A 22025-nucleotide genomic window follows, 5' to 3' on the forward strand; every position below is an offset into this window, starting at 1 on the left:
TGGTCTACCGCCTGGTTTAACCGCCAGGTGCGCCGAGAAAAGTCGCAAAGAAAATAAGGATTTGCACATTATTAACTAAAAAATTTCTTTACGAAAACTTGGCGTCCTTTGCAGTTAATATAAAAGAAATCCATTTAAAATGATATTTTTGGGTAAATCCTAAAAATGGAACTAACCATCAATATTCCGGCACTATTGTTTCCTGCCATCAGTTTAATTATGCTGGCTTATACCAATCGTTTTCTGGCTTTGGCCAGCCTGGTGAGAAGTTTAAAGTCGAAATATGAAGACGGCGATAAAAATGCTGCGCTTCACCTGCAGATTGAAAACCTACGTTACCGGTTAAGGTTAATTAAAAATATGCAGGCTTTTGGTGTGCTCAGTTTTGCGAGCTGTCTTTTTTGTATGTTTTTTATTTACCTGGAGTGGAATACGGTTGCTGAGATTCTTTTTGCATTGAGCTTGATATTTTTTATGATTTCGCTCATTATCTCACTGATCGAAATCCAGATCAGTACAAAGGCACTTGAGCTGGAATTGAGTAGTTTAGCAGAATTGGATAATCCATCGATAGTGAGCAGGTTAAAAAAGAAGTTTGATAAAAATTAATAAACAGATGGCCATTAATACACCAGAAGAATATTTAAACAGTATTGCTGAAGAAAGAAAAATACCCGTTTCAAAACTGAGGGATACTATTCTAGAAAACCTACCCAAAGGTTTCGAAGAAAAAATTACCTATGGTATGCTGGGTTATATTATTCCGTTAACACTTTATCCGGCAGGTTACCACTGTAAACCGGAACAGGCTTTACCCTTTATCAATATTGGTTCGCAAAAGAATTTTATTGTGATGCACCACCTGGGTTTATATGCATTTACCGATTTACTGGAATGGTTTCAGGCAGAATACCCCAAACATTGTAAATATAAACTCGATATGGGCAAAGGTTGTGTCCGTTTTAAAAAGCCGGATGATATTCCGTACGCCTTAATTGCGGAACTGGCCGGAAAAATTACGCCTGCACAATGGATTGAACAATATGAAAAAGCATTGAAACGTTAAGTTAATGCTGGTAAACCACACCATTAATGATTAATTTTTTCCAGTTGCCAGCAAAACCTTTACCTTTTAAATATTTTATGGAATGCGGATGTCCTTTTAAATTTGGATGATAAACGGCATCGAATGAGAAAGTCATTTCGGTATCTGATTTTTGAACCACCGTTACTTCGTTATCATTTTCATCCTTTTCTCCTGTAGTGAAAAACTTATCACCCATTTTTGCATTAAAATCAGCTCTGGTATACGTTTTCGAAGGACTATCGGGATAACTCTCAATCAATTTATTCTGCTCGTCGATTCTTAAATAAACTGTGCTGATTGCATCGCCCCCAATCAAAGAATAAAACTTATAAAAAAGCTTTTTATTAATCCGAACGGTATCCTGAATTTCGGTATAAGATTGAGCATCCATGTACCATAGGTTACCAACCTGCATGGGTAAAAATGAATCGGCAACAGGATCTTGATCCTTATTTTTCATACAGGATAAGATAAACAGACCAATTAAAGCAAAACCTAAGAAATTGAAAATATTCTTCATCAGCGAATTTGTTTTTCTTTTTTTAAATGTTAAAAATAAACGATCCGCTACATCGCCATAATTAGCTGATAAAATGGTACAAGAAAACAACCTCTCCGCTAAATGCAGGCTTTTTCTGGTCTTCGATTTCCATTTCAATACCCATGTTTATCTTAGTTACGCCCCGAAGGTTAATGATAGAAGCCAGTTTTGCTTTTAATCTTACTTTGCTGTTTACCGTAACGGCCTGTGCAAACCTTAAACTTTCAATCCCGTAATTGATCTCCATTTTTAAATTCTGGATATCCACTATCTCTTTCCATAAGTAAGGGATTAATGATAAAGTTAAATAACCATGGGCAATAGTTGCTTTAAAAGGTCCTTCATTTTGTGCCCGCTCTTCATCCACATGTATCCATTGATGGTCTAAAGTGGCATCAGCGAATTTATTAATCTGTTCTTGCGTAATGGTATGCCATGAAGAAACGCCTAATTCCTTGTCCAGGTATTGTTCAAATTCTGCGTGGGAAGTAATGATTTGCATTTTTTATATATTTTTAGCGCCAAGCGTTTTGCGGCTGGCGAATTGATAATTGCTTGTGATTGATAATTAATGTTTAGCTTAAGTTTCTTTCCCTAAACCAAACTTCATCAGGACTAGCAGAAAAGCCATCCATTTTATGAATTAATATTTCTGCATCTGCCTCGTTAAAAACTAAATCGCGATTGGCCGGTTTCAAAAATTTACTTTGCACCATCATGTCCATTTGGGCAAATAAGGGATCATAAAAACCACTTACATTTAATACACCAATTGGTTTATTGTGCAAACCGAGCTGTAACCAGGTTAACACTTCAAAAAATTCTTCCAGTGTACCAAATCCACCAGGTAAGATCACAAATCCATCGCTCAAATCGGCCATTTTCTGTTTCCGCTGGTGCATGTTTTCAGTAACCACCATTTCGGTTAAACCCTGGTGACCGACTTCCTTATCCATTAAAAACTGAGGAATTACCCCTGTTACTAAACCGCCCAACTCCAATACATCATTGGCTAACACGCCCATCACGCCAACACTGCCACCACCATAAATCAACCTGATCTGCTGTTTTACAAGTGTTTCGGCCAATTGCTTTATCGCCTTACGCAATGTGATATCGCCATTAAAGTTTGAGCCACAATACACACAAACCGAGTTAAGCTTATTCATTTATTTCAAAAATTTACCGAAGTTAATATTTTATCAGCTTTCTATAAATTTTAATTCTGCACAATACTGTTACAGGTCTGTTTTTTGAAGTTTAAAGCACCAAAAGCGATAGCTTATTTTACGCTGTTTCATTTTGCCCTTCAAATCTCTTAGTCATGATAAAATTAGTTTCTGGTATTTTAATCTCCTAAGAAGCACTGACTGAAGTAAAACAGACCTGATGGAAGTGGGCATTCCGATTCTTCATCGGGATAAAACGTACAGCAGGATTAGCGGAACCGAAAAGCACAGAACCCTGCGCTGCCTAAAACAAAAAAAGGAGTAGCATTACACCACTCCTTTTAACCAAATATAAGAGAGAAAAGATTTCTTTGTTAAGCACTTAGAAAGAATAACGCAAGGTAGCGCCATAAGTTCTTGGATCGCCAAGTACACCTGCATACAAACCAGAGTTACCTGCGGCTGCCTGCAATTGCTCGTAATAATTTTTGTTTCCGATATTTCTGCTCCATACAAATGCCGAGAATTTATCAGATTTGAATCCTAATCTGGCATTAAATAAAGCATAACCTTTAACATTTAATATACTCGATGGTGTAGGATTTGAAGAATACTCTGAACGGTAACTGGCATCAGCAGCAATAAAATACCTGCCCAGTTTGGTTGCTAAACTACCAGGGGTGCTAAATTCTGAACCACCAGAAATATTCCATTTCGATATACCTGGTAATCTACCTCCTGAGGCATCTTTAAATGCTACCTGAGTCGCTACGCCATTTACCAATTCTGTATGTCCGGTTTCTTCTAAAGGTAGTGGTGCGTTGGTAAATTTCACATATTTACCATCTAAATAAGCAACAGCAGCATTTAAAGTTAAGAATCTTTCTAACTGATAAGTTCCATCAACTTCTAAACCTTTTACCTGAACTTTTTCAGCATTGGCCAGATAACCTCTGTTTACACCCAATTGTGGCGATTGCACATTGGTTTGATAATCTTTAATATCGGTATTAAAAGCTGTAATGTTCAAAATAGCGCCTTTAACTGGTTTGGTTTTTAAACCCAGTTCGTAATGCTGAACATATTCTGGTTTTACAACCGCTACTGATAAGTCTGCCTGTCCGGTTGAGGTAGTTGGCAAGCCCCCTACGTTTACACCAACTGGTTTATAGGCGGTTGAAAAAGTTCCATAAACATTTAATTTAGGGTTTGGACGATAAGATACAGTAAGGTTACCAGACAAATTATTGTTATCTACATTGGTAGTGAACTGTTGATTGCTGTACACTGCTGCTTTGAGTGCTAATAAAGCTGCATCAGTTGTTTGCAAACCGCCGTAAGTTACCCTGTCGTAATCAACATCTTTTTTGTCGTAAGTGTATCTTAATCCAGGTAAAACATGCAGGTTGGTTAAAAATTCCCAATCTACCTGTGCAAAAATAGCAGCACTTAGCGATTTGATGGTTGAATTGGTTTTAATACCAAAGCCATCTAACAAACCTGGCGTTGAATATAAAGCCTGGCTACCGGTATTGCTGGTTTGTACAAACCTCCACTGATCTTTACCCACCTCTTCGGTTTGAGCTAAACCTTTTAAGTTTTGGGCAAGGGCAAACACACCAATTACACCACTTAATTTATCGGTGATATGACCAGCATATCTAACTTCCTGTGAATATTGATCGTGACGAGAGTTACCTTGTGATTTTGTTAATGCCGACAATTCCGAGAAATCCCTGTCGTTTGTTGGATCCCAGTTCCAGAATCTCCAGGCAGTAGTAGAAGTAAGCGTTCCGTTACCAATTTTATAATCTACGTTTAATGATATCCCACCAATGGATTGATTGTGTCTCCAAGGTGTATTGGTATTAATTTCCCTTGAAAATGGATCAATCTTAGGTTGCTGATAGCCTAAATCAGAAACAATTTTAGCATACTGACGGTAAGCACTTCTTTCGGTTTGGGCAACGCCTGCAATGACCAGCGGATAACCTGCAGGGTGCTGCACACTTACATCGCCACTTAATAATATTTGTAATCTGTCTGACGGCGTATAGTACAACTGGCCTTTAAAACCAAGGTTGTTTTGTCCGCTGTATTTACGTTCTTCACGTGTATTCCAGATGGTACCATCGCGCTGCGTACCCGATATTGATATTTTTGCAGCAAGATTTTTGGCTAGACCACCAGAAACTGATGTTTTTGCCTGGATAAAGTTATAGTTCCCCACGCTCAGCTCTACCTTTGCGCTTGGTGTTTGGGTTGGTTTTGTGGTGGTAATGTTAAATGCACCAGCAGTAGTGTTTTTTCCGAATAATGTTCCCTGAGGACCACGGATCACTTCAATTTGTTCAATATCAAGAAAATCGGTTGAAGTTGCAGCCGGACGGGCATGATAAACCCCATCTACATAAAAACCTACTCCCGGATCAATACCATCATTGGTTAAACCGAATGTTGAGCCCAATCCCCTGATATTTAAAGTGGTATTTCTGGCATTCGAAGCATACAACTGTACCGAAGGAACCAGTTCTTTTAAACGGTTAACGTTAAAGGCACCTGCATTTTCTGCTGCCTGTCCACCGATTACAGTAATTGGAATAGGCACATCCTGTAAAACCTCCGAACGTCTTCTCGACGTTACCACAATTTCATCCAGCAGTGCATCTTCTACCAGAACCAATTCAATCGGTGCCTCCTGAGGTTTTAAAAACTGAAAATCCTGCGGTTTAAAGCCAACTGAACTCACTTGTAAATAAAATGGAACGTCTTGCTTCACATTTATGCTAAAGGCACCGTTATCATCGGCTACAACGGCCTGATTGGTTCCTCTTACTTTTATGGTTGCGTGTGGTATGGTGCTACCGTTACTTGCCTTTATTACACCCTTTATTGGGGTCTGAGCAAAAACAAAGCTTGCAGAAAGTATTAATGAAAAGAAAATAAGTAAACTTTTGTTCATGATTGGTTATATAGTTTGTTTTAAATGTTATTGATAATTGGCTTTGTTAATTGTTTAATTCTGTTTTAGAATATGAGCTACAACAACTATACAAGCGGGTTTTTAGCTCAAATTTCATAATTATATATAAATCCTATAGATTTAGTCGACAAATATATTAAAAAAATTTAGCTGCCAAATTTTATTTTGTGATTTTTCTATTTTTATTAATCCTCCAGTCCTTTATTAGGTTTTAAAACCTATAAGATCTAAAAGCAAAACGGGGCTATCGTAAAACGATGCCCCGCTGTAATTATCCTTAAATCCCCTAAAGGTAACTTTAGATATATATTCTTTTCCTAAAATTTTGAGTGGTTAGGAAATCCTCCTGGTCAGATTATTAAAAGCCTAAACCTTACACCCTAAACCTTTTACCTTACACCCTAAACCTTTTACCTTACACCCTATCTGGTATAATTTGGTGCTTCTTTGGTAATGGTAATATCGTGAGGATGACTTTCGCGCATACCTGCAGCCGTAATTTGTACAAATTGTGCTTCCTGTAACGCTTCTATAGTTGCCGCTCCGCAGTATCCCATACTGGCACGTAAACCGCCGATATATTGGTACATTACTTCTGCTAAAGTACCTTTAAATGGCACACGACCAACAATGCCTTCTGGAACTAATTTTTTAATATCATCTTCCACATCCTGGAAATAACGGTCTTTCGAACCTTGCTCCATCGCTTCGATTGAACCCATTCCGCGGTAAGATTTAAATTTACGTCCTTCGTAAATAATGGTTTCACCTGGCGATTCTTCTACTCCTGCAAATAACGAACCTGCCATTACTGTACTTGCACCTGATGCAATTGCTTTGGCAATGTCGCCAGTGTGCTTAATACCACCATCAGCAATAACCGGTACGCCTGTACCTTTTAAAGCTTTTGCACATTCGTAAACAGCATATAACTGCGGAACACCTACGCCTGCAATAATTCTGGTGGTACAGATAGAACCTGGACCAATACCCACTTTAACCGCATCAGCACCAGCATCTGCTAAAAATTTCGCAGCAGCACCGGTAGCAATATTACCAACAATAACCTGTAAATCAGGATATTTAGCTTTAACTTCTTTTAATTTATCCACTACACCCTTTGTATGTCCGTGGGCCGTATCAATGGTAATTACATCAACACCGGCATGAACCAACGCATCAACACGCTGTAAAGTATCGGCTGTTACCCCTACCGCAGCACCTACCCTTAAACGGCCACGCTCATCTTTACAGGCAGCAGGATAGTTTTTAACTTTCGAAATATCTTTAAAAGTGATTAAACCACTTAGGTATCCATCTTTACTTACTACAGGAAGTTTCTCGATTTTATGGTTCTGAAGAATTTCTTCTGCCTGAACCAAAGTGGTTCCTTCTGGTGCAATGATTAAATTTTCTTTAGTCATTACCTCAGAAATTGGTCTCTTCATATCCTTTTGAAAACGTAAATCTCTGTTTGTAATGATACCAACCAGTTTATTATCGCTACTAACAACCGGAATACCACCAATTTTATGCTCTTTCATGATTTTGAAAGCATCGGCCACAACAGCTGTTTCCAATAAGGTAACAGGGTCCTGGATCATACCGCTTTCCGAACGCTTAACTTTACGTACTTCCGCAGCTTGTCTGTCAATAGTCATGTTTTTATGTAACATACCAATACCGCCGTTTTGCGCAATGGCAATGGCAAGTTCGGCTTCTGTTACTGTATCCATTGCCGCAGAAATCAATGGAACGTTAAGTTTAATTTTTTTAGTTAAAAAAGTGGCTGTATTTACTTCACGGGGCAGAATTTCGGAATATGCGGGTACTAAAAGTACGTCGTCATACGTTAAACCTGTGGCAATAAACTTTGTGGAATCGAGTTGCATAGCAAATAAATTAGGATTTATTATTTGCCAGGCAAAGATACGAAAATTGAGGGAAAATAAAAGCACAAAGATAAAAATGCTTAAATATTGAGCTTGCCTGACAATTGCCACAGCACCAGAATGGCCAGGTTAGTATAAAATAACCTGACTAATTATTTAGCGATTTAATTTGATTAAACTCGGGATTTATATAAATTCATCAAACCAAATATATAAGTATGATTGATTTTTTGGAAGGAACGAAGGAATGGCTGATTGGCTTTTTCGGCTTATCGGCAATTTTACAGCTGCTGCAAACCAACGATTATAGTCAGTTTATGAGCTGGAAAGGAATCAGTGCGTTGATCGGTCCTTTAATTCCTTTTCTATTGGTTTTTGAAATTATTAGGATGACATTTTACCGCCGTTTTAAAGTGGTAGATTACCGCATTTCTTTCTTTTCGCTGGTTTTCAATTCATTTGTTGGTCGTATCATTTCAATCGGAATGGTTTCCATTTGCATTGGTTTATTTGGAAAATATGCCATTTTTAAAACCGAAATTACCTGGTACTGGCTCATTTATGGTTATGTAATATGGGAATTTGGCCATTTCATTTACCACTTTTTAGCGCATAAAGTCAGGCTGTTCTGGTGCCTGCATTCTACTCATCATGCGCCAGAAACCATGAATCTATCTGTAAATTTTGCTCACTTTTTTCTTGAAGCTCCCTATGCCGACCTGATTAGAACAACAACATGTATTCTTTTGGGTGTAAGTCCTTCGCTGCTTTTTTTAATTATGTTTATTGATGGCCTTTGGGGATCTTTTATCCATATTGGCGAAAACATTTCTAAAGATGGCCGTTTCGGTTTTCTTAATAAAATCATCCTCACCCCTTCTCATCATCGGGTACACCATGCGAAGAATGCATTGTATATGGATACCAATTTCTGCAACCTGCTACCCATCTGGGACCATGTTTTTAAAACCTATCAGGAAGAAGACAAATCGATAAAAATTGAATACGGCATTACCCGGGAAATGAAAAAACATAGTTTTTTAGATGCTTATTTTGGTGAAATTGTTCTTTTGGCTAAGGATGTTTGGCGTGCACCGGGGATTAAGAACAAATTCCGCTACATTTTTATGCCTCCCGGATGGAGCCACACCAAAGACCATAAAACGGCCAAAATAGTGAGATCAGAATACCTGAAAACTTACAAAACTGAAATGACGAGCCCATAAAAAGGAATACCAGATTACTTTTTAAAATTTCGCATACCCTATCGTCTGATTTAAAAGATTATATCAAAATTTGTTGTGCAGGAATTGATCATATCTCGCTGAATCTTTTTATTATTGCACAACCAAAAAACTAATTTTATAAATGCAGAAAAATGCTCTCAAATTTCTGACTTTAATGCTATGCATTGGAGTTAGCACCCTTTATGCCCAAACTACTCAACCTATAAAAAGAGAATTCAAGTTTGGTAAAATTGCCCCGACAGAATTTGAAGTGAAGGCCACAGGACAAGACTCCTCTGCCTCGGCGATTAAACTGTTTGACGTTGGCGACTGTTATTTTGAAGTCGGGCCTGGATCCGGAGGATTTATTTATGTTTTTGAAAGACACATCCGTTACAAAATCTTAAATAAAAATGGCTACGATCTGGCTAATTTTAAGGTAGAACTTTTCAAAAATAGCAATTCGGCAAAAGAAGACCTCAATTTTATGGACGCTGCCACCTACAACATGGTTGATGGCAAAATGGTTACCAGTAAACTGAACAAGGATGCCAAGTTTACCGAGGAGTTTAACAAAAACTATGTAATCAAAAAATTTGCATTGCCTAACGTTAAGGAAGGCTCTATTATCGAATTTAAATACAAAATCAAATCAGACTTTATTTTCACCTTGCGTGGCTGGAAATTCCAGTCAAACATTCCAACCCTTTGGTCGGAGTACAATGTAAAGATACCTGAATACCTCACCTACAAGAACAACCTGAGTGGATATTATCATGTCGACCATCCGCTTCACCAAAATGTAAATGCAACCTATGTACCTGGCTTAAGTTCTACTGCTGTTTACGATAAATATTGTGCTGCCAACGTCCCTGCGTTGAAAGAGGAGCCTTACGTTACCACAATGGACGATTATACGCCTAAAATAGAATTTGAACTTAGGGCAACCCAGTTCCCTGGCGAAGTTTATCAGGACTTTAATGGTTCGTGGCCAAAAATTATACATGGACTGGCCGAGGATGAAAATTTTGGTGGTTTTATTAATAAAAACAGTTATGCCAAATCGGTACTTCCAGGCATTCTAAAAGGCGAAAAAGATACCCTTGCTGCTGTAAAACTTATTTTCAACTATGTTAAAAACAATTTAAAATGGAATAAAGACTACTCGAAGTATGCTTACGAAACCAATCCAAAAAGCATTTTCGAAAAGAAAACAGGTTCATCTGCTGATATTAACCTCGCCCTGTTAAGTTTATTAAAGGAAGCGAAGATTGATGCCTACCCTGTTTTGATCAGCACAAGAGAGAATGGCGAACATCCCGGATATCCGGTGGTATCGGCCTTTAATAATGTAATTGGTGTTACACAGATCGGTAACAATTTATATTTTCTTGATGCTACAGATAAAGATCTTCCTGCTGGTATGATTGATTCTGATAACCTGAGCCACCAGGGCTTTTATATGGACTTAAAAAGTTTTAATGGAAAATGGCTTTCTACTGAACCAAGTGTATCGAGCGAAAAGATTTTTGTTTATAATATGACGCTTGATAAAGACCATAAATTATCGGGCAAAATCAATCAATATTCAAAAGGCTATAGCGCATTAAACCTTCGCAATAAGTATAGAAAAACAAATAACGAAACCGAATTTGTTAAAAACTTCAAAAAAGACAAAACAGGTCTTGAAGTTTCTAATTATAAAATCGACAACCTCGACAATCTTGATGAGCTGCTGACTGAAACGATGGATGCGGTAATTGAAGACAATGTGGAAGAAGCCGGGAACCTGGTGTATTTTACACCGTTGCTTTTCGAAAGAACCAAAGAAAATTTATTCAAACTGGAGCAAAGGAAATTCCCGGTCGATTTTGCCTATCCGTTTAAAGAAAGTTACCGGATTACAATCAACTTCCCGGAAGACTATGAAGTAGATAAGTTACCAAAAGGTGGGATTTTTAAACTTCCGGAAGAGAATGGAACATTTACCATCAATTACGTTGCAGAAGGCAAAACCTTAATGGTAAGAAGTATCATCAACGTAAACAAATCGCTTTATACACCGGAAGAATATTTCGATTTAAAAGAATTATTTAAAACGGTTGTGGAAAAACAGGCTGAACAGATCGTATTTAAAAAGAAAGTATAATGAAGTACTATTTAAGTTTGGCACTAGCGTTTGTAAGCGTTAACAGTGCATTAGCACAGGTAGACTACGATGTAGCAAAGATCCCGGAAAACCTGAAAAAGGATGCGATTGTAGTCATCAGGAATGAAGAATCATTTTTTGATGTTAAGGGTTTAGGTGCAGGAAAAATGGATTATAAAGTAGCGATGACCATTTTAAACAAGGCTGGTGAAGGTTACGGTGAAATGGCAGAGGTTTATGATAAATTTAGCAGCATATACAACATTAAGGCTACGCTTTACGATGCTGCAGGAAAAAAGGTAAAGGACTATAAAAGCTCTGATATTAAAGACCAAAGCCTGATTTCGGATTTTTCGATCTTCGAAGACAATAGACTTAAGCTCTTAAAATTTGTAAGTATAACCTATCCGTACACCATAGAGTACAGTTATAGTCAGGATTATAACGGATTGCTTTATTTCCCTTCATGGCAAGACCTGAAAGGTTTCGGGGTGTCGGTAGAAAAATCGGCCTACACGATTCAAAAGGCTAAAAACTACAAAATGCGCTATATTACGAGTCCGAATTTACAAACCGACTCGGTGCTTAATGGAGAAAAGGTACAGTACAAATGGAAAAGTGCTAACGTTGCAGCAGTTGCCGATGAGCCTTTAAGTGTAGGCATTGATAACATTTCTGCCTGGGTTAAAGCCTCTCCCACTCAGTTTGAATACGACGGTACCACAGGAAATTTCGATAACTGGAAGAATTTCGGATCCTGGTTGTTTACCTTAAATCAGGGCGGGAATAAACTTCCTGAAGCAACCAAATTAATGGTGCAAAACTTAATTAAAGATGCCAAAACCCCAAAAGAAAAGATCAGCATTTTATATAACCATTTGCAGCAGAATACCCGTTATGTAAGTGTTCAGTTAGGAATTGGTGGATTTAGGCCTATTTTGGCTGAGAAAGTTGCCCAGGTAAATTATGGCGATTGTAAAGCACTTTCTAATTACATGAAGGCCTTACTAAATGAAGCAGGTATTGCCTCAAATTTGATTGTCATTGGAAATGATATGCCCAGCTTAAATCCCAATTACTCCAGTATGGGGCAGGCAAACCACATGATTTTATGCATTCCATTAGCAAAAGACACAACGTTTTTAGAATGTACCAGCCAATATAAACCAATGGGATTTATCGGTTATAGCAATTCAGACCGGAATGTATTGATGGTTACCGAAGATGGAGGGAAAATAGTGCATACCCCTGCTTACAATGCTAAAGAGAATTATCAGATCAGAAAAACCAAAATTATCCTGGCTGAAGATGGTACCGCCAGCTCTGAAATAAAATCTACTTATGGCAACGCACAGTTTGAAGAAAATTTTTCGATGACTTTAATGGAACCCGTTGAGCTCCGCAAAACAATAATCGAAGACAGTCCTATTCCGGTGGCAGAGCTGATTAGCTATAAATATGCACAGCCAGATAAAACGGTGCCGGTGCTGACCGAGGAGATTAACTTTAAAACCAATCCATTGTTAACCAAAGGTGGAGATAAGTTGTTTCTGGTGGTAAACCAGGTGAATCGTCGCGAGAGTGTTCCGCTTAAAGTAGAGGGCAGAAAAACATACTTTTCTGTTCCGTTCAGTTATAATGATGATGATGAAATTAGTTACGTTTTACCAAAAGGCTATACTGTAGAGTTTATTCCAAAAGATATTGCCATTAACTCTGAGTTTGGCTCTTACACTGCAAAATTTAGTGTTAAGGATAACATGATTGTTTATAGCAGAACGCAAACCATGAACAATAAAAAGTATCCGCCAGAAAAATATGGTGAATATGTAGATTTTTATAAAAAGATCTACCAGGCAGATAAACAAAAAGCCGTTTTAGCAAAAACTTTATAAATTAGCATATGATTACTGAAAACCAATATTTTGATGGCAACGTTAAATCGTTAGGCTATGAAACCGCTGAAGGAAAATCGACGATAGGCGTTATCAATCCGGGAGAATATACTTTTGGAACAGCTCAGAAAGAAATTATGCACGTAATAGAAGGTGAATTAACGGCACTTTTACCAGATGCTACCGACTGGCAAAACATTAAAGCAGGTAGCCATTTTGAAGTCCCAGCCAACTCATCATTTAAAGTAAAGGCGAGCGTTCAAACAACGTATCTTTGCCAGTACAGGTAGTAAAAGCCTGCATCATCAAGGTAGAATTGTCATCCTGAGCCTGTCGAAGGGCACTTATAAATATTCTTAAGTCGTTTCGACAGGCTCAACGTAACAGATTATAATAAAAAAAAGAAGTCAAGTTTCAACTGCAGTACGTTAGATACTGAATCAAGTTCAGTATGACGAGTAGAGATAAACTTGACTTCTTTCGTTAGCATGATAACCCTTATTTCTTCCCGATCACCACCTCTGTAAAATGATCAGTTGTAAGGTATTTATTTGCCAAAGCCAGTAATTCTTCAGCAGTAATATTTTTAACTTTCTCGATATATCTGGTATAATAGTCGTAATCCAATCCTGCGAAATAAATGTTTTTGAATTTATCGGCATGGGAGAAAACATTCTCCAAGCTGCCCAGCATCGAACCCAGCATATAGTTTCGAACCAGATCCAGCTCCTCTTCCCCTACCAGCTCATTTTTCAATATCTCGATCTCTTTGTAAATCTCAGTTAATGCAGCGGAGCAAACATCGGCACCAACTTCAGTCGCAATATAAAAATAACCAGCCTGTTGTAAAGAAGAAATACCCGAACCAATGCCATAAGTATAACCTTTATCCTCCCGGATATTGTTCATTAAACGTGATCCAAAATAGCCACCTAAAACGGTATTTAAAATCTGAAGGCCCGAAAAATCCTCATGTGTGCGGTTAATCGCCAGCTGACCTATTCTGATGGCCGATTGTAAAGCCTCTGGTTTTTCGGTATAAACAAACTGTTTTGCTGTTGCGGTGAAATTGAAACTATTCTTTACCGCATTACTTTTTTCCCAATCCTTCCCAAAAGCCTCATTTAACAGCTCAAAGCTGGTGTTATCAAACTTTCCCGAAACAATTATGGTACAATTATTTGGTGCATAGGCCGCTTTAAAATACGTTATTAAATCATCGCGCTTTAATGCATCATAATGTTCTGCTTTAATATTTACACCATAAGCGGTATCGCCAAATAAAGCATGGGCAAATTCTTTTCTCGAAAGCACATCGTTTTTTTTCAGGTTTACCTGTAACTTTTGCTTCTGATTCTGGATGTAAATATCGAGCTCGTGTTGTGGAAACTGACTTTCTGATAAAACATCTTTCACAATCGGCAATACCGAATGTAAATGTTTATTTAAAGTGTACAGTGTAACCGAAGATTGATCCTGCGCATATTCTGTTTGGAAAAATGCACCATAAAAATCAATCTGCTCTGCAATTTCTTTTGAAGTTAATTTATTTGTTCCATTATTGATCAAAGCGCTAACCGCAATCGCCTGCAATGGTTTTTCGAGTTTCCAGTTTACGTTATCAAAAATAAATTCAATACGCACCAGATCCTGCTCTCCGGAATAAATTGTAAAAACGGGTACACCGTTATCTAATACTTTTTTTTCCGGGTGGATAAAATTTATGGTCGATACCTGCTTAAAATCAGGCGCCTGTTGTCTGTTAAGCATTTTCTTCAGTTAAATAATATAAAGTTGACGATGAATTGGTTTGGAAAGTTTCGTTAGATATCCGTTTAATATCTTCGGCTTTAACCTTTAAAAACGCTTCGGTTTCCTGGTTCAGTAAAGCCGCATCTCCAAGTAATTCGTAGTAAGCCAGGTTCATCGCTTTATCTAACAGGCTCATTTCAGAAAAAACAAGTACCGATTCTACCTTGTTCTTCACTTTAGTTAATTCAGTTTCAGAAACCAGCTCGGCCTTTAATTTTTCCAGTTCTACCCAGATTGCTTTTTCTGCCCTTTCGATTGTTACACCTTCCACCAGTTTACCTTCAACAATAAACAAACCCGGATCTAAACTGCTCGAAATATAAGCGTTGATATCGCTAAAAAGTTTCTGCTCTTTTAACAGGCTATTGTACAATCGCGAAGACTGTCCCCGTGATAAAATATCCGATAATAAATCAAAGGCATAATAATCCTGACTTAATCGCCCTGGCATTTTAAAAGCCATATAAAGTGCATTTAATGGCACATTCGCCTGAACAGTTTCGGCCCTAGCTTCAGTTTGAGGTTCTTCCTGTACCAAATCGCGGTTGTATTTATCTCCTGCCGGAATAGGTTCGAACCATTTTTCGGCCAGTTTTTTTACCGCTTCGGTTTTTACATTGCCACCCACTACCAAAATCGCATTTTGCGGGGTATAATGTTTCTTGAAAAATGCTTTCACATCATCCATAGTTGCATTTTCGATATGCGAAAGTTCTTTCCCGATGGTTGCCCAGCGGTAAGCATGCTTTTTATAAGCTAATGGACGCAACTTTAACCAAACATCGCCATAAGGCTGGTTAAGGTAACGTTGTTTAAATTCCTCACTTACTACATTTCGCTGGGTATCTAAACTTTTTTCAGAAAAAGCCAGACTTAACATGCGGTCGCTCTCCAGCCAGAATGCAGTTTCTATATTTTCAGCAGGCAGCGTGATGTAATAATTAGTAATATCGTTACTCGTAAAAGCGTTGTTCTCACCTCCTACGCGTTGTAAAGGCTCGTCATAATTGGGGATATTGATTGATCCCCCAAACATTAAATGCTCAAACAAATGCGCAAAACCCGTTTTTTCAGGATCCTCATCACGTGCGCCTACATCATACAAAATATTCAGAACTGCCATCGGAGTAGTTGCATCTTCATGCACCAAAACTTTTAACCCGTTAGCTAGTGTAAAACGATTAAAATCTACCATTATTTAATTTTAGAGCGGTAAAGATAATTTAATAATTCGTTTAGCAGAAAGTGATTATCAAGAGAATACAATTAAAAGATATTTTAGTCGCTGGCAATTCTATTTTTATTATTTTAGCAACAGATAATCAAGTAAACATGGGTGAGGAAACAGCAAAAAATTCTTTCGGAATTTTAAATAGTTTAAAAAAATTAATTTTTGAAGACAGTGCAGATGAGCCAGGCACCACACCAGCTCAGCAACCAAGCAGCTCCAGTACAAAAACGCCCGAACCTGTAACTAACCAGCCACAGGTTAATCTAAAGGAAAATGTGAGTGCAGTAGGTGTTACCGATGTGAAGCAAATGAAAGTAAAAGTTTTGGGTATACTGGAAAAAATGAATGAGCCCGGACTCGATTTTTTTGAAGTTTGGAATGCTGCAGCAGAAATGGGCAGTATTGATGCTTCAACGATTAAAGCTGCTTATACATCTTTAAAATATGTAGAAAAAGACTTAAATAAACAAAAGCTGTTAACTACCGGCCGAAATTATGCTACTGAGTTAAAAAAAGTTATTGAACAGGAAAGCAGCCAGAAACAGCAGCAAAAACGAAACATAGAAAACAGCCTGGTTGATGAAAAAAACAATCTGGTAAACGAAATTAAAAGCATTGAACAAAACATTGCCGAGCTTAAAACTAAATTGCAAAATAAAGAGCAGGATTTAAAGAGCCTTAATGTGAAGTATGATCCGCAGTTGAAAGATATCGATCAGAAAATTGCTTTAGGTAATGCAGCAGTTAAGGAGGTAATAGCCGATATTGAAAAAGCACTGAATATTATTGAAACAAACATAAATTAACGATTAAAAATTAACGAAAACGTAATGGAAAACAAAAATCAGTATGTAAATATTCCAGCCGAAATTAAAAGTCAGCTGCCTATATTTCAGGTTTTAGGCGATCATCTTCCCAGTCAAATACAAACACCTGAAGGCAAAAAGGTAATGTCAAGTATCTTTTTTTGGGCGCTAATTTTAGGAGGTGCATTTGCATTTTTCAAATTTCTGCCAATTATGCTGGTTTATGCAGCCAAAAGTATTTTACTGGTTATTTTTAGTATTATACTGATTGTATTGCTTTTATTGGCTCCAAAAATTATTTCTTTATTACACAGGTTAGGAACAATTTTACTTTTTAAAGGCGAAAAAGCCATTATAAGAGGTAACCCGATCGAAACCCTGCAACTTTTATCAAAAGACGCCAAGGATACGTTAAAAAGAGTGAAAGATAAAATTGCCAATGTTGATGGCGTACGGATTGACATGATCCAAAGCGGAGAAACCGCTCAGAAAACTGCCGAAGAAAAATATACTTATGCTAAACGCTTTACTGTTGAAGCCGCGGGTTTAGACGAAAAAGCTAAACAGGAAACAGCAAACAACAATATTGAAAAGGCCAATGATTTTAACCGGGATGCAAAAGAAACGCGTACAAAAGCTTTCCTTTTGGGTAAAGAGGGCGAAGCCGAAGAACAGAATGCACGTAGTTACGTACAATACGCCAACCAGTTTGCTAAAGTTTTAGAAGTTTTAAAAGATAACGAAAGTGCTGCCCGCATTTATGTGAGCACTTTAGATAGCAGTATTTCTATCATTTCTAAAAAACTGGAAGCAACCCAAAAAATGAAAAATGCAACTGAAGGACTTGCTGAAGTTTTTAACATTAAAGATGGATGGGCTTTTCAGGAAGCGATGAATGCCGCTACCGGAGCCATCAGCCAAAATATTGCCTCTATCCGTTCAAACCTCGATTTCTTGGATCAGAATAATAACATTACCGTTGGTGGTGCACCATCGCAAAGTGAACTGGAAGAATTCATCAAAAAAGTTGACGACCGCAACCTTAAAATGCTTAATGTAAGCAGAATGACCGATGCTTCTTACGAACTTAAACCTGAAGAAAAAATAGACAAAGGCTTTACCTTATTAGATTAATCAAACTCTTAATTAAAAACATATCACAATGGAAGAAAAATCGACCTGGGCAAGACTACGTTGGCCTATAAAAGCAATTATTATTGCAATACCTATTATTGGCCTTGGTTACTGGGCTTTCGAATCAGGAAAAATTGATGCTGTAACTAACACTGACGGAAGTAAAAAAGACAGTACTGAGCAGGTATCCTCACCTACTGCCGCTAAAAGCGATGAAAAAAGAAGCTTTAATTATACTCCTGAAAAACCTGTAAACGGCGAATATAAAGGTGTTGTTGAAGTTGGTGCATCGGGCTTTAACTCTTTTGTAGTAAATATTGATAAAGAAAAACGCTGGGAAATTATCTCTAAAGATTTCGGAAAATCATTTGTTTATGAAGGTTTAGCCAATACCGCAGATATCAGAACCGGACTAAAAGATTATATAGGTGCCATGTTTGATAAAGGTGTTAAATCTAAAAACATTCACTTTGTAATCAGTTCTGGTGCACAAAAAGAGCCTAAAACAACGGCCATTAGTTCTGAATTAAAGAAAATGGGCTTTGTGGTGAACCTTGTTACAGCAGAGCAGGAAGGTAAACTCGCCTTAAAATGTGTTTTACCTGCGTCTTATTATGATAATTCCTTTGTTGTTGACATTGGTTCAGGTAATACTAAAATTTCGTGGATGGATGGCGATGTGAAATCTTTTGAAGCACCCGGTGCTAAATATTATGAGAAAAATCTGAAAGATGATGATGTATATAACGAGGTTAAATCTTTATCATCAAAAATCCCTTCTACAAAACACGATGTTTGTTTCATTATCGGAGGTGTGCCTTTTGAACTTGCAAAACAAACCCGTACCGGTGATGAAAGATTTACTGTTCTAAATGATCCGGATCAATACAATACCGATAAAATTAAAATCAAAAGCGGTGTAAACATCTACAAAGCTATTAAAGACGCTACCAATTGCGATACTTTCGTATTTGACTGGGATGCCAATTTTACCATTGGTTTTTTATTGTCCCTTAAATAGTAAACGTTTTAAAAAGAGCGGCTCTTCAATAAGGTCGCTCTTTTTTTATGCCAAAAATTTACTTTCCTGCCATAATAACTAAGCAGTGTTGTATAAACAATTTAGTATTTTTGCATTATGAATACAGCCGATTTACTGCAAAGGGCATTACATTTTGACTTTTTAAGCCTTGAAGAAGGTGTCCATCTATACCACCATGCCGATACCGCATCTTTGATGTTTGTGGCAAATGAACTGAGAAAAATACAGGTACCCAGTGGTAAAGTAACCTGGCAGATCGACCGTAATGTAAACACCACCAACGTTTGTATTGCCAACTGTAAATTCTGTAATTTCTTCCGCAGGCCTGGCCACGACGAAAGTTATATTACTGATATCGAAACTTATAAAGTAAAAATTGAAGAAACTTTCCGCTTAGGTGGAGATCAATTATTATTACAAGGTGGTCACCACCCCGATTTAGGTTTGGCTTTTTATGCCGACTTATTCAGAAAACTAAAAGAATTATATCCCGATTTAAAATTACATGCTTTGGGCCCACCGGAAATTGCACACGTTGCAAAGCTCGAGGGCATGACACATACTGAAGTATTAAAAGCACTAAAAGAAGCAGGAATGGATTCACTTCCTGGTGCCGGTGCAGAAATTTTAAACGACCGCGTGAGGCGTTTAATTTCGAAAGGTAAATGTGGCGGACAAGAATGGCTTGATGTGATGCGTGCATGTCATCAATTAGACATTACGACTTCGGCAACGATGATGTTTGGCCATGTTGAGACCATAGAAGAACGTTTTGAACATCTGGTATGGATCCGCCAGGTACAGAGTGAAAAACCTGCTGATGCAAATGGATTTTTAGCTTTTATTCCATGGCCTTTCCAGGATGATGGTACTTTATTAAAGCGTTTACGTGGCATTAGCAACAATGTAACAGCTGATGAATATATCCGCATGATTGCTTTAAGCCGCATCATGTTGCCCAATATTAAAAATATCCAGGCCAGTTGGTTAACCGTTGGTAAAGCCACCGCACAGCTTTGCTTACATGCAGGTGCGAATGATTTCGGATCGATTATGATTGAAGAAAATGTAGTATCGGCGGCTGGTGCGCCACACCGTTTTACGGCAAATGGCATACAGCAATCTATTAAAGCTGCAGGTTTCGAACCTCAGTTACGCGGACAAAAATACAACTACAGAGATTTACCCGAGCACTTAGAAGAACAGGTAATTACGTACTAGGAATGTAAAAGGGATAGATGACGTCAAATGGATGAGGTGAGATGTATTTTTTTATACACATTGATCTTAAAATCCTGTCATCCCGATAATCTTGCAAAAAAAGGGAAGTAAAACCAAGTTCTACCTCCCTACCTTAAACAAAACATTACCTAATTAATAATGTAAAAAATTGCTCTTATAGCTTTTTGCCGTCTTTCAGGAATAAGTTTGCAATGGTGATTACACTTGCTTTATCCAGTGGTTCATCGAAACTTTCCACAGCAGCCAGTTTAGCCGCAGTTGCGTTTGGTGCACCAGTAATATTTGCAATGTTCACATTTGCCTGTACAGTTAAATCTTCACCAGCATAAACCGCATCTACCTGAGGAACTCCAGAGTCATTTGCCTGGCCTGAAGCGCCTAAACTAACCCATGGTTTGTAAACTGCAGTGCCAGCTGCTGTACGCATTTGACGGATGTGTGATGCATGACGTGCCTCTACGGAGTGAATTTGTAAAGCAGTTTGCAATACACCCGGGCTCACTAATAAATTCCCTGCCTGACCTTTATACGCCCTAACACCAGTATCTTCAAAACCTTGTGCTACCGCTAAGAAGGTACCATAATCAGAGTATACGGTACTAAATGTTCCACCTGCTCTAAAATCGGTATCTGCATAGGCAATTGGTGCACGGGCCGAACTTCCCAAAGCGCCTACCAATAAATCAACGTGTGCTTTTTCGTGATCACGAATGGTAGTAATGGCTGCCTGGCTGGCTGCATTAGGAAAATTAAAGGTAACATCGGTTACTGCCGATCCCGGAGTTTTTCCTACAATACAGTGATTATAAAAATGGTATTCTAAATATTCTAATGATAAAGCAAAGTTCAATACATCAACAACCGCTGCCGGTAAAGCGGTTTGTCCATAAGCTTTTTGGAACATTGAGCCCAAAGCCAGTGGCATAGCCGCTAAAGAGATTTTTTTACCCATGTTGAAAAAGCTTTTCATTGCAGCTCTTCTCGGATTTAATCTCTCATAGATTTCTCCGTCAACTTTTTCAATTTCTTCTAATATATTTACGATATTCATGATTTCTGGTTTTAAAAATTAAAGATTGATTACATTAATTTTGGTTTTGATATACTTTCCGGCAATATTTAAAACTTTGTCTGGAGTAAGTGCGGCGTCTAATCCCTTCGAATTATCAGCACCTAAAGCAGAAAGGCTGTTTAAATCAGCAAATGTTCCGTTTGAGATCAGATCGCGGATATAAGCTGCGTGACGGGCTTCAACCGAAACAATCTTACCAGCTAACAATAAATAAGCACCAGTTTTAATTCTTGGTCCGGCGCCATTGTATGCCGCTACTCCCAAATCCTCAAAGGCCATTGCCGTACCTAAAACACTGGCAGAACTGGTAAAATCAATTGATGAAAAATCTACTTCCAGACTTCCGATTGCAGCTGTACCTAAAGCAGCTTTAAAAAACTCTCTGTGGGCAATTTCATGAAACTGAATATCCTGGAAATATGCTTTCTGAGCTGCAGTGAAAGATGCAGGAGGTGCTGAAGCAACTTTAACATAAAATGCAGCTTCTAATTGCTCTAAAGCATATGCATAATTTAATACACCGAAATCATCTTTAAAATCTAGCGTAGCACCTGTTGCAAGCGGATCCATGTAGCCACGATCTTTTTTACAACCTGCGGCAACCAAAGCAATACCGGCTGCACTCGCACCTGCGTACTGAAGAAAAGATCTCCTGCCTACGGTGCTGTTAAATAAACTTTCATCTTGAAGTTCACTTTTTGTTTCTAGTTCATTGTTTTTCATAGTAATCTATGTTTAGTGGTT

At 37.9% G+C, this 22025-nt stretch carries 19 protein-coding genes; 10 read left to right on the forward strand and 9 right to left on the reverse strand.

Translation table 11 applies throughout. The features are described from left to right. The first annotated feature begins 165 nt into the window (after positions 1 to 165). Positions 166 to 609: a DUF2721 domain-containing protein gene (locus AC04QZ_RS04990; RefSeq protein WP_478356826.1), complete on the forward strand. Its 444-nt coding sequence runs from the start codon at positions 166 to 168 to the stop codon at positions 607 to 609. Beyond that, positions 596 to 1066 carry a DUF1801 domain-containing protein gene (locus AC04QZ_RS04995; protein WP_478356827.1) on the forward strand — a complete coding sequence of 157 codons (471 nt, stop codon included), beginning with the start codon at positions 596 to 598 and terminating at the stop codon, positions 1064 to 1066. The genes AC04QZ_RS04990 and AC04QZ_RS04995 overlap by 14 nt, the downstream gene beginning before the upstream one ends. Before the next feature lies 1 nt (position 1067). Here the strand turns inward: AC04QZ_RS04995 and AC04QZ_RS05000 are convergent, their stop codons facing one another. The 5 genes from AC04QZ_RS05000 to guaB all read right to left on the reverse strand — a co-directional run bounded on the left by AC04QZ_RS05000 (position 1068) and on the right by guaB (position 7672). Continuing rightward, positions 1068 to 1607: a hypothetical protein gene (locus AC04QZ_RS05000; RefSeq protein WP_478356828.1), complete on the reverse strand. Its 540-nt coding sequence runs from the start codon at positions 1605 to 1607 to the stop codon at positions 1068 to 1070. Positions 1608 to 1668: 61 nt separating this feature from the next. Then, positions 1669 to 2130: a MaoC family dehydratase gene (locus AC04QZ_RS05005; protein ID WP_478356829.1), complete on the reverse strand. Its 462-nt coding sequence runs from the start codon at positions 2128 to 2130 to the stop codon at positions 1669 to 1671. A gap of 73 nt (positions 2131 to 2203) precedes the next feature. Continuing rightward, positions 2204 to 2797 carry an LOG family protein gene (locus AC04QZ_RS05010; RefSeq protein WP_086546654.1) on the reverse strand — a complete coding sequence of 198 codons (594 nt, stop codon included), beginning with the start codon at positions 2795 to 2797 and terminating at the stop codon, positions 2204 to 2206. A gap of 382 nt (positions 2798 to 3179) precedes the next feature. Further along, entirely contained in the window at positions 3180 to 5759 is a 2580-nt protein-coding gene (locus tag AC04QZ_RS05015) for a TonB-dependent receptor (protein WP_086546655.1), read from the reverse strand. Positions 5760 to 6202: 443 nt separating this feature from the next. After that, entirely contained in the window at positions 6203 to 7672 is a 1470-nt protein-coding gene (gene guaB / locus AC04QZ_RS05020) for an IMP dehydrogenase (RefSeq protein WP_108201063.1), read from the reverse strand. A 218-nt stretch (positions 7673 to 7890) separates the two neighbouring features. Here guaB and AC04QZ_RS05025 point away from each other — a divergent pair, with 218 nt between their 5' ends. The 4 genes from AC04QZ_RS05025 to ppnP all read left to right on the forward strand — a co-directional run bounded on the left by AC04QZ_RS05025 (position 7891) and on the right by ppnP (position 13232). After that, positions 7891 to 8898, forward strand: coding sequence for a sterol desaturase family protein (locus AC04QZ_RS05025; RefSeq protein ID WP_086546657.1), 1008 nt, complete (start codon positions 7891 to 7893; stop codon positions 8896 to 8898). 142 nt (positions 8899 to 9040) lie between these two features. Then, positions 9041 to 11047, forward strand: coding sequence for a DUF3857 domain-containing protein (locus tag AC04QZ_RS05030; RefSeq protein WP_478356830.1), 2007 nt, complete (start codon positions 9041 to 9043; stop codon positions 11045 to 11047). Beyond that, the gene (locus AC04QZ_RS05035; protein ID WP_478356831.1) at positions 11047 to 12942 is read left to right on the forward strand and encodes a DUF3857 domain-containing protein; all 1896 of its coding nucleotides are present in this window, start codon (positions 11047 to 11049) and stop codon (positions 12940 to 12942) included. The genes AC04QZ_RS05030 and AC04QZ_RS05035 overlap by 1 nt, the downstream gene beginning before the upstream one ends. 8 nt (positions 12943 to 12950) lie before the next feature. Continuing rightward, on the forward strand, positions 12951 to 13232 hold the full coding sequence (gene ppnP / locus AC04QZ_RS05040; protein ID WP_478356832.1) for a pyrimidine/purine nucleoside phosphorylase: 282 nt from the start codon (positions 12951 to 12953) through the stop codon (positions 13230 to 13232). A gap of 208 nt (positions 13233 to 13440) precedes the next feature. Here ppnP and AC04QZ_RS05045 read toward each other — a convergent pair whose 3' ends face one another. Further along, entirely contained in the window at positions 13441 to 14712 is a 1272-nt protein-coding gene (locus tag AC04QZ_RS05045) for a M16 family metallopeptidase (protein WP_478356833.1), read from the reverse strand. Next, positions 14705 to 15949: a M16 family metallopeptidase gene (locus AC04QZ_RS05050; protein WP_478356834.1), complete on the reverse strand. Its 1245-nt coding sequence runs from the start codon at positions 15947 to 15949 to the stop codon at positions 14705 to 14707. The genes AC04QZ_RS05045 and AC04QZ_RS05050 overlap by 8 nt, the downstream gene beginning before the upstream one ends. A 137-nt stretch (positions 15950 to 16086) precedes the next feature. Here AC04QZ_RS05050 and AC04QZ_RS05055 point away from each other — a divergent pair, with 137 nt between their 5' ends. The 4 genes from AC04QZ_RS05055 to AC04QZ_RS05070 all read left to right on the forward strand — a co-directional run bounded on the left by AC04QZ_RS05055 (position 16087) and on the right by AC04QZ_RS05070 (position 20188). Then, complete coding sequence (locus AC04QZ_RS05055) at positions 16087 to 16791, forward strand: hypothetical protein (protein WP_478356835.1); 705 nt, start codon at positions 16087 to 16089, stop codon at positions 16789 to 16791. 24 nt (positions 16792 to 16815) lie between these two features. Further along, on the forward strand, positions 16816 to 17925 hold the full coding sequence (locus AC04QZ_RS05060; RefSeq protein ID WP_086546664.1) for a hypothetical protein: 1110 nt from the start codon (positions 16816 to 16818) through the stop codon (positions 17923 to 17925). 28 nt (positions 17926 to 17953) lie between these two features. Continuing rightward, positions 17954 to 18946, forward strand: coding sequence for a hypothetical protein (locus tag AC04QZ_RS05065; RefSeq protein ID WP_478356836.1), 993 nt, complete (start codon positions 17954 to 17956; stop codon positions 18944 to 18946). 117 nt (positions 18947 to 19063) lie between these two features. Then, positions 19064 to 20188: a CofH family radical SAM protein gene (locus AC04QZ_RS05070; RefSeq protein WP_086546666.1), complete on the forward strand. Its 1125-nt coding sequence runs from the start codon at positions 19064 to 19066 to the stop codon at positions 20186 to 20188. Positions 20189 to 20363: 175 nt separating this feature from the next. On the opposite strand, the gene AC04QZ_RS05075 is transcribed toward AC04QZ_RS05070, so the two are convergent. Continuing rightward, a complete protein-coding gene (locus AC04QZ_RS05075; protein WP_086546667.1) occupies positions 20364 to 21260 on the reverse strand; it encodes a ferritin-like domain-containing protein in 897 nt (298 codons plus the stop codon). 18 nt (positions 21261 to 21278) lie between these two features. After that, positions 21279 to 22004 carry a ferritin-like domain-containing protein gene (locus AC04QZ_RS05080; protein WP_478356837.1) on the reverse strand — a complete coding sequence of 242 codons (726 nt, stop codon included), beginning with the start codon at positions 22002 to 22004 and terminating at the stop codon, positions 21279 to 21281. Positions 22005 to 22025 lie beyond the last annotated feature (21 nt).

The organism is Pedobacter folensis, from assembly GCF_056490665.1.

What these genes read in the sequence shown, in the direction of transcription:
- AC04QZ_RS05015 (WP_086546655.1), bottom strand. Translation starts at nt 5,759, where the DNA reads ATGAACAAAAGTTTACTTATTTTCTTTTCATTAATACTTTCTGCAAGC.
- AC04QZ_RS05050 (WP_478356834.1), bottom strand. Translation starts at nt 15,949, where the DNA reads ATGGTAGATTTTAATCGTTTTACACTAGCTAACGGGTTAAAAGTTTTG.
- AC04QZ_RS05065 (WP_478356836.1), top strand. Translation starts at nt 17,954, where the DNA reads ATGGAAGAAAAATCGACCTGGGCAAGACTACGTTGGCCTATAAAAGCA.
- AC04QZ_RS05035 (WP_478356831.1), top strand. Translation starts at nt 11,047, where the DNA reads ATGAAGTACTATTTAAGTTTGGCACTAGCGTTTGTAAGCGTTAACAGT.
- AC04QZ_RS05075 (WP_086546667.1), bottom strand. Translation starts at nt 21,260, where the DNA reads ATGAATATCGTAAATATATTAGAAGAAATTGAAAAAGTTGACGGAGAA.
- guaB (WP_108201063.1), bottom strand. Translation starts at nt 7,672, where the DNA reads ATGCAACTCGATTCCACAAAGTTTATTGCCACAGGTTTAACGTATGAC.
- AC04QZ_RS05045 (WP_478356833.1), bottom strand. Translation starts at nt 14,712, where the DNA reads ATGCTTAACAGACAACAGGCGCCTGATTTTAAGCAGGTATCGACCATA.
- AC04QZ_RS04990 (WP_478356826.1), top strand. Translation starts at nt 166, where the DNA reads ATGGAACTAACCATCAATATTCCGGCACTATTGTTTCCTGCCATCAGT.
- AC04QZ_RS05070 (WP_086546666.1), top strand. Translation starts at nt 19,064, where the DNA reads ATGAATACAGCCGATTTACTGCAAAGGGCATTACATTTTGACTTTTTA.
- AC04QZ_RS05025 (WP_086546657.1), top strand. Translation starts at nt 7,891, where the DNA reads ATGATTGATTTTTTGGAAGGAACGAAGGAATGGCTGATTGGCTTTTTC.
- AC04QZ_RS05000 (WP_478356828.1), bottom strand. Translation starts at nt 1,607, where the DNA reads ATGAAGAATATTTTCAATTTCTTAGGTTTTGCTTTAATTGGTCTGTTT.
- AC04QZ_RS05080 (WP_478356837.1), bottom strand. Translation starts at nt 22,004, where the DNA reads ATGAAAAACAATGAACTAGAAACAAAAAGTGAACTTCAAGATGAAAGT.
- AC04QZ_RS05030 (WP_478356830.1), top strand. Translation starts at nt 9,041, where the DNA reads ATGCAGAAAAATGCTCTCAAATTTCTGACTTTAATGCTATGCATTGGA.
- AC04QZ_RS05010 (WP_086546654.1), bottom strand. Translation starts at nt 2,797, where the DNA reads ATGAATAAGCTTAACTCGGTTTGTGTGTATTGTGGCTCAAACTTTAAT.
- AC04QZ_RS05005 (WP_478356829.1), bottom strand. Translation starts at nt 2,130, where the DNA reads ATGCAAATCATTACTTCCCACGCAGAATTTGAACAATACCTGGACAAG.
- ppnP (WP_478356832.1), top strand. Translation starts at nt 12,951, where the DNA reads ATGATTACTGAAAACCAATATTTTGATGGCAACGTTAAATCGTTAGGC.
- AC04QZ_RS05060 (WP_086546664.1), top strand. Translation starts at nt 16,816, where the DNA reads ATGGAAAACAAAAATCAGTATGTAAATATTCCAGCCGAAATTAAAAGT.
- AC04QZ_RS05055 (WP_478356835.1), top strand. Translation starts at nt 16,087, where the DNA reads ATGGGTGAGGAAACAGCAAAAAATTCTTTCGGAATTTTAAATAGTTTA.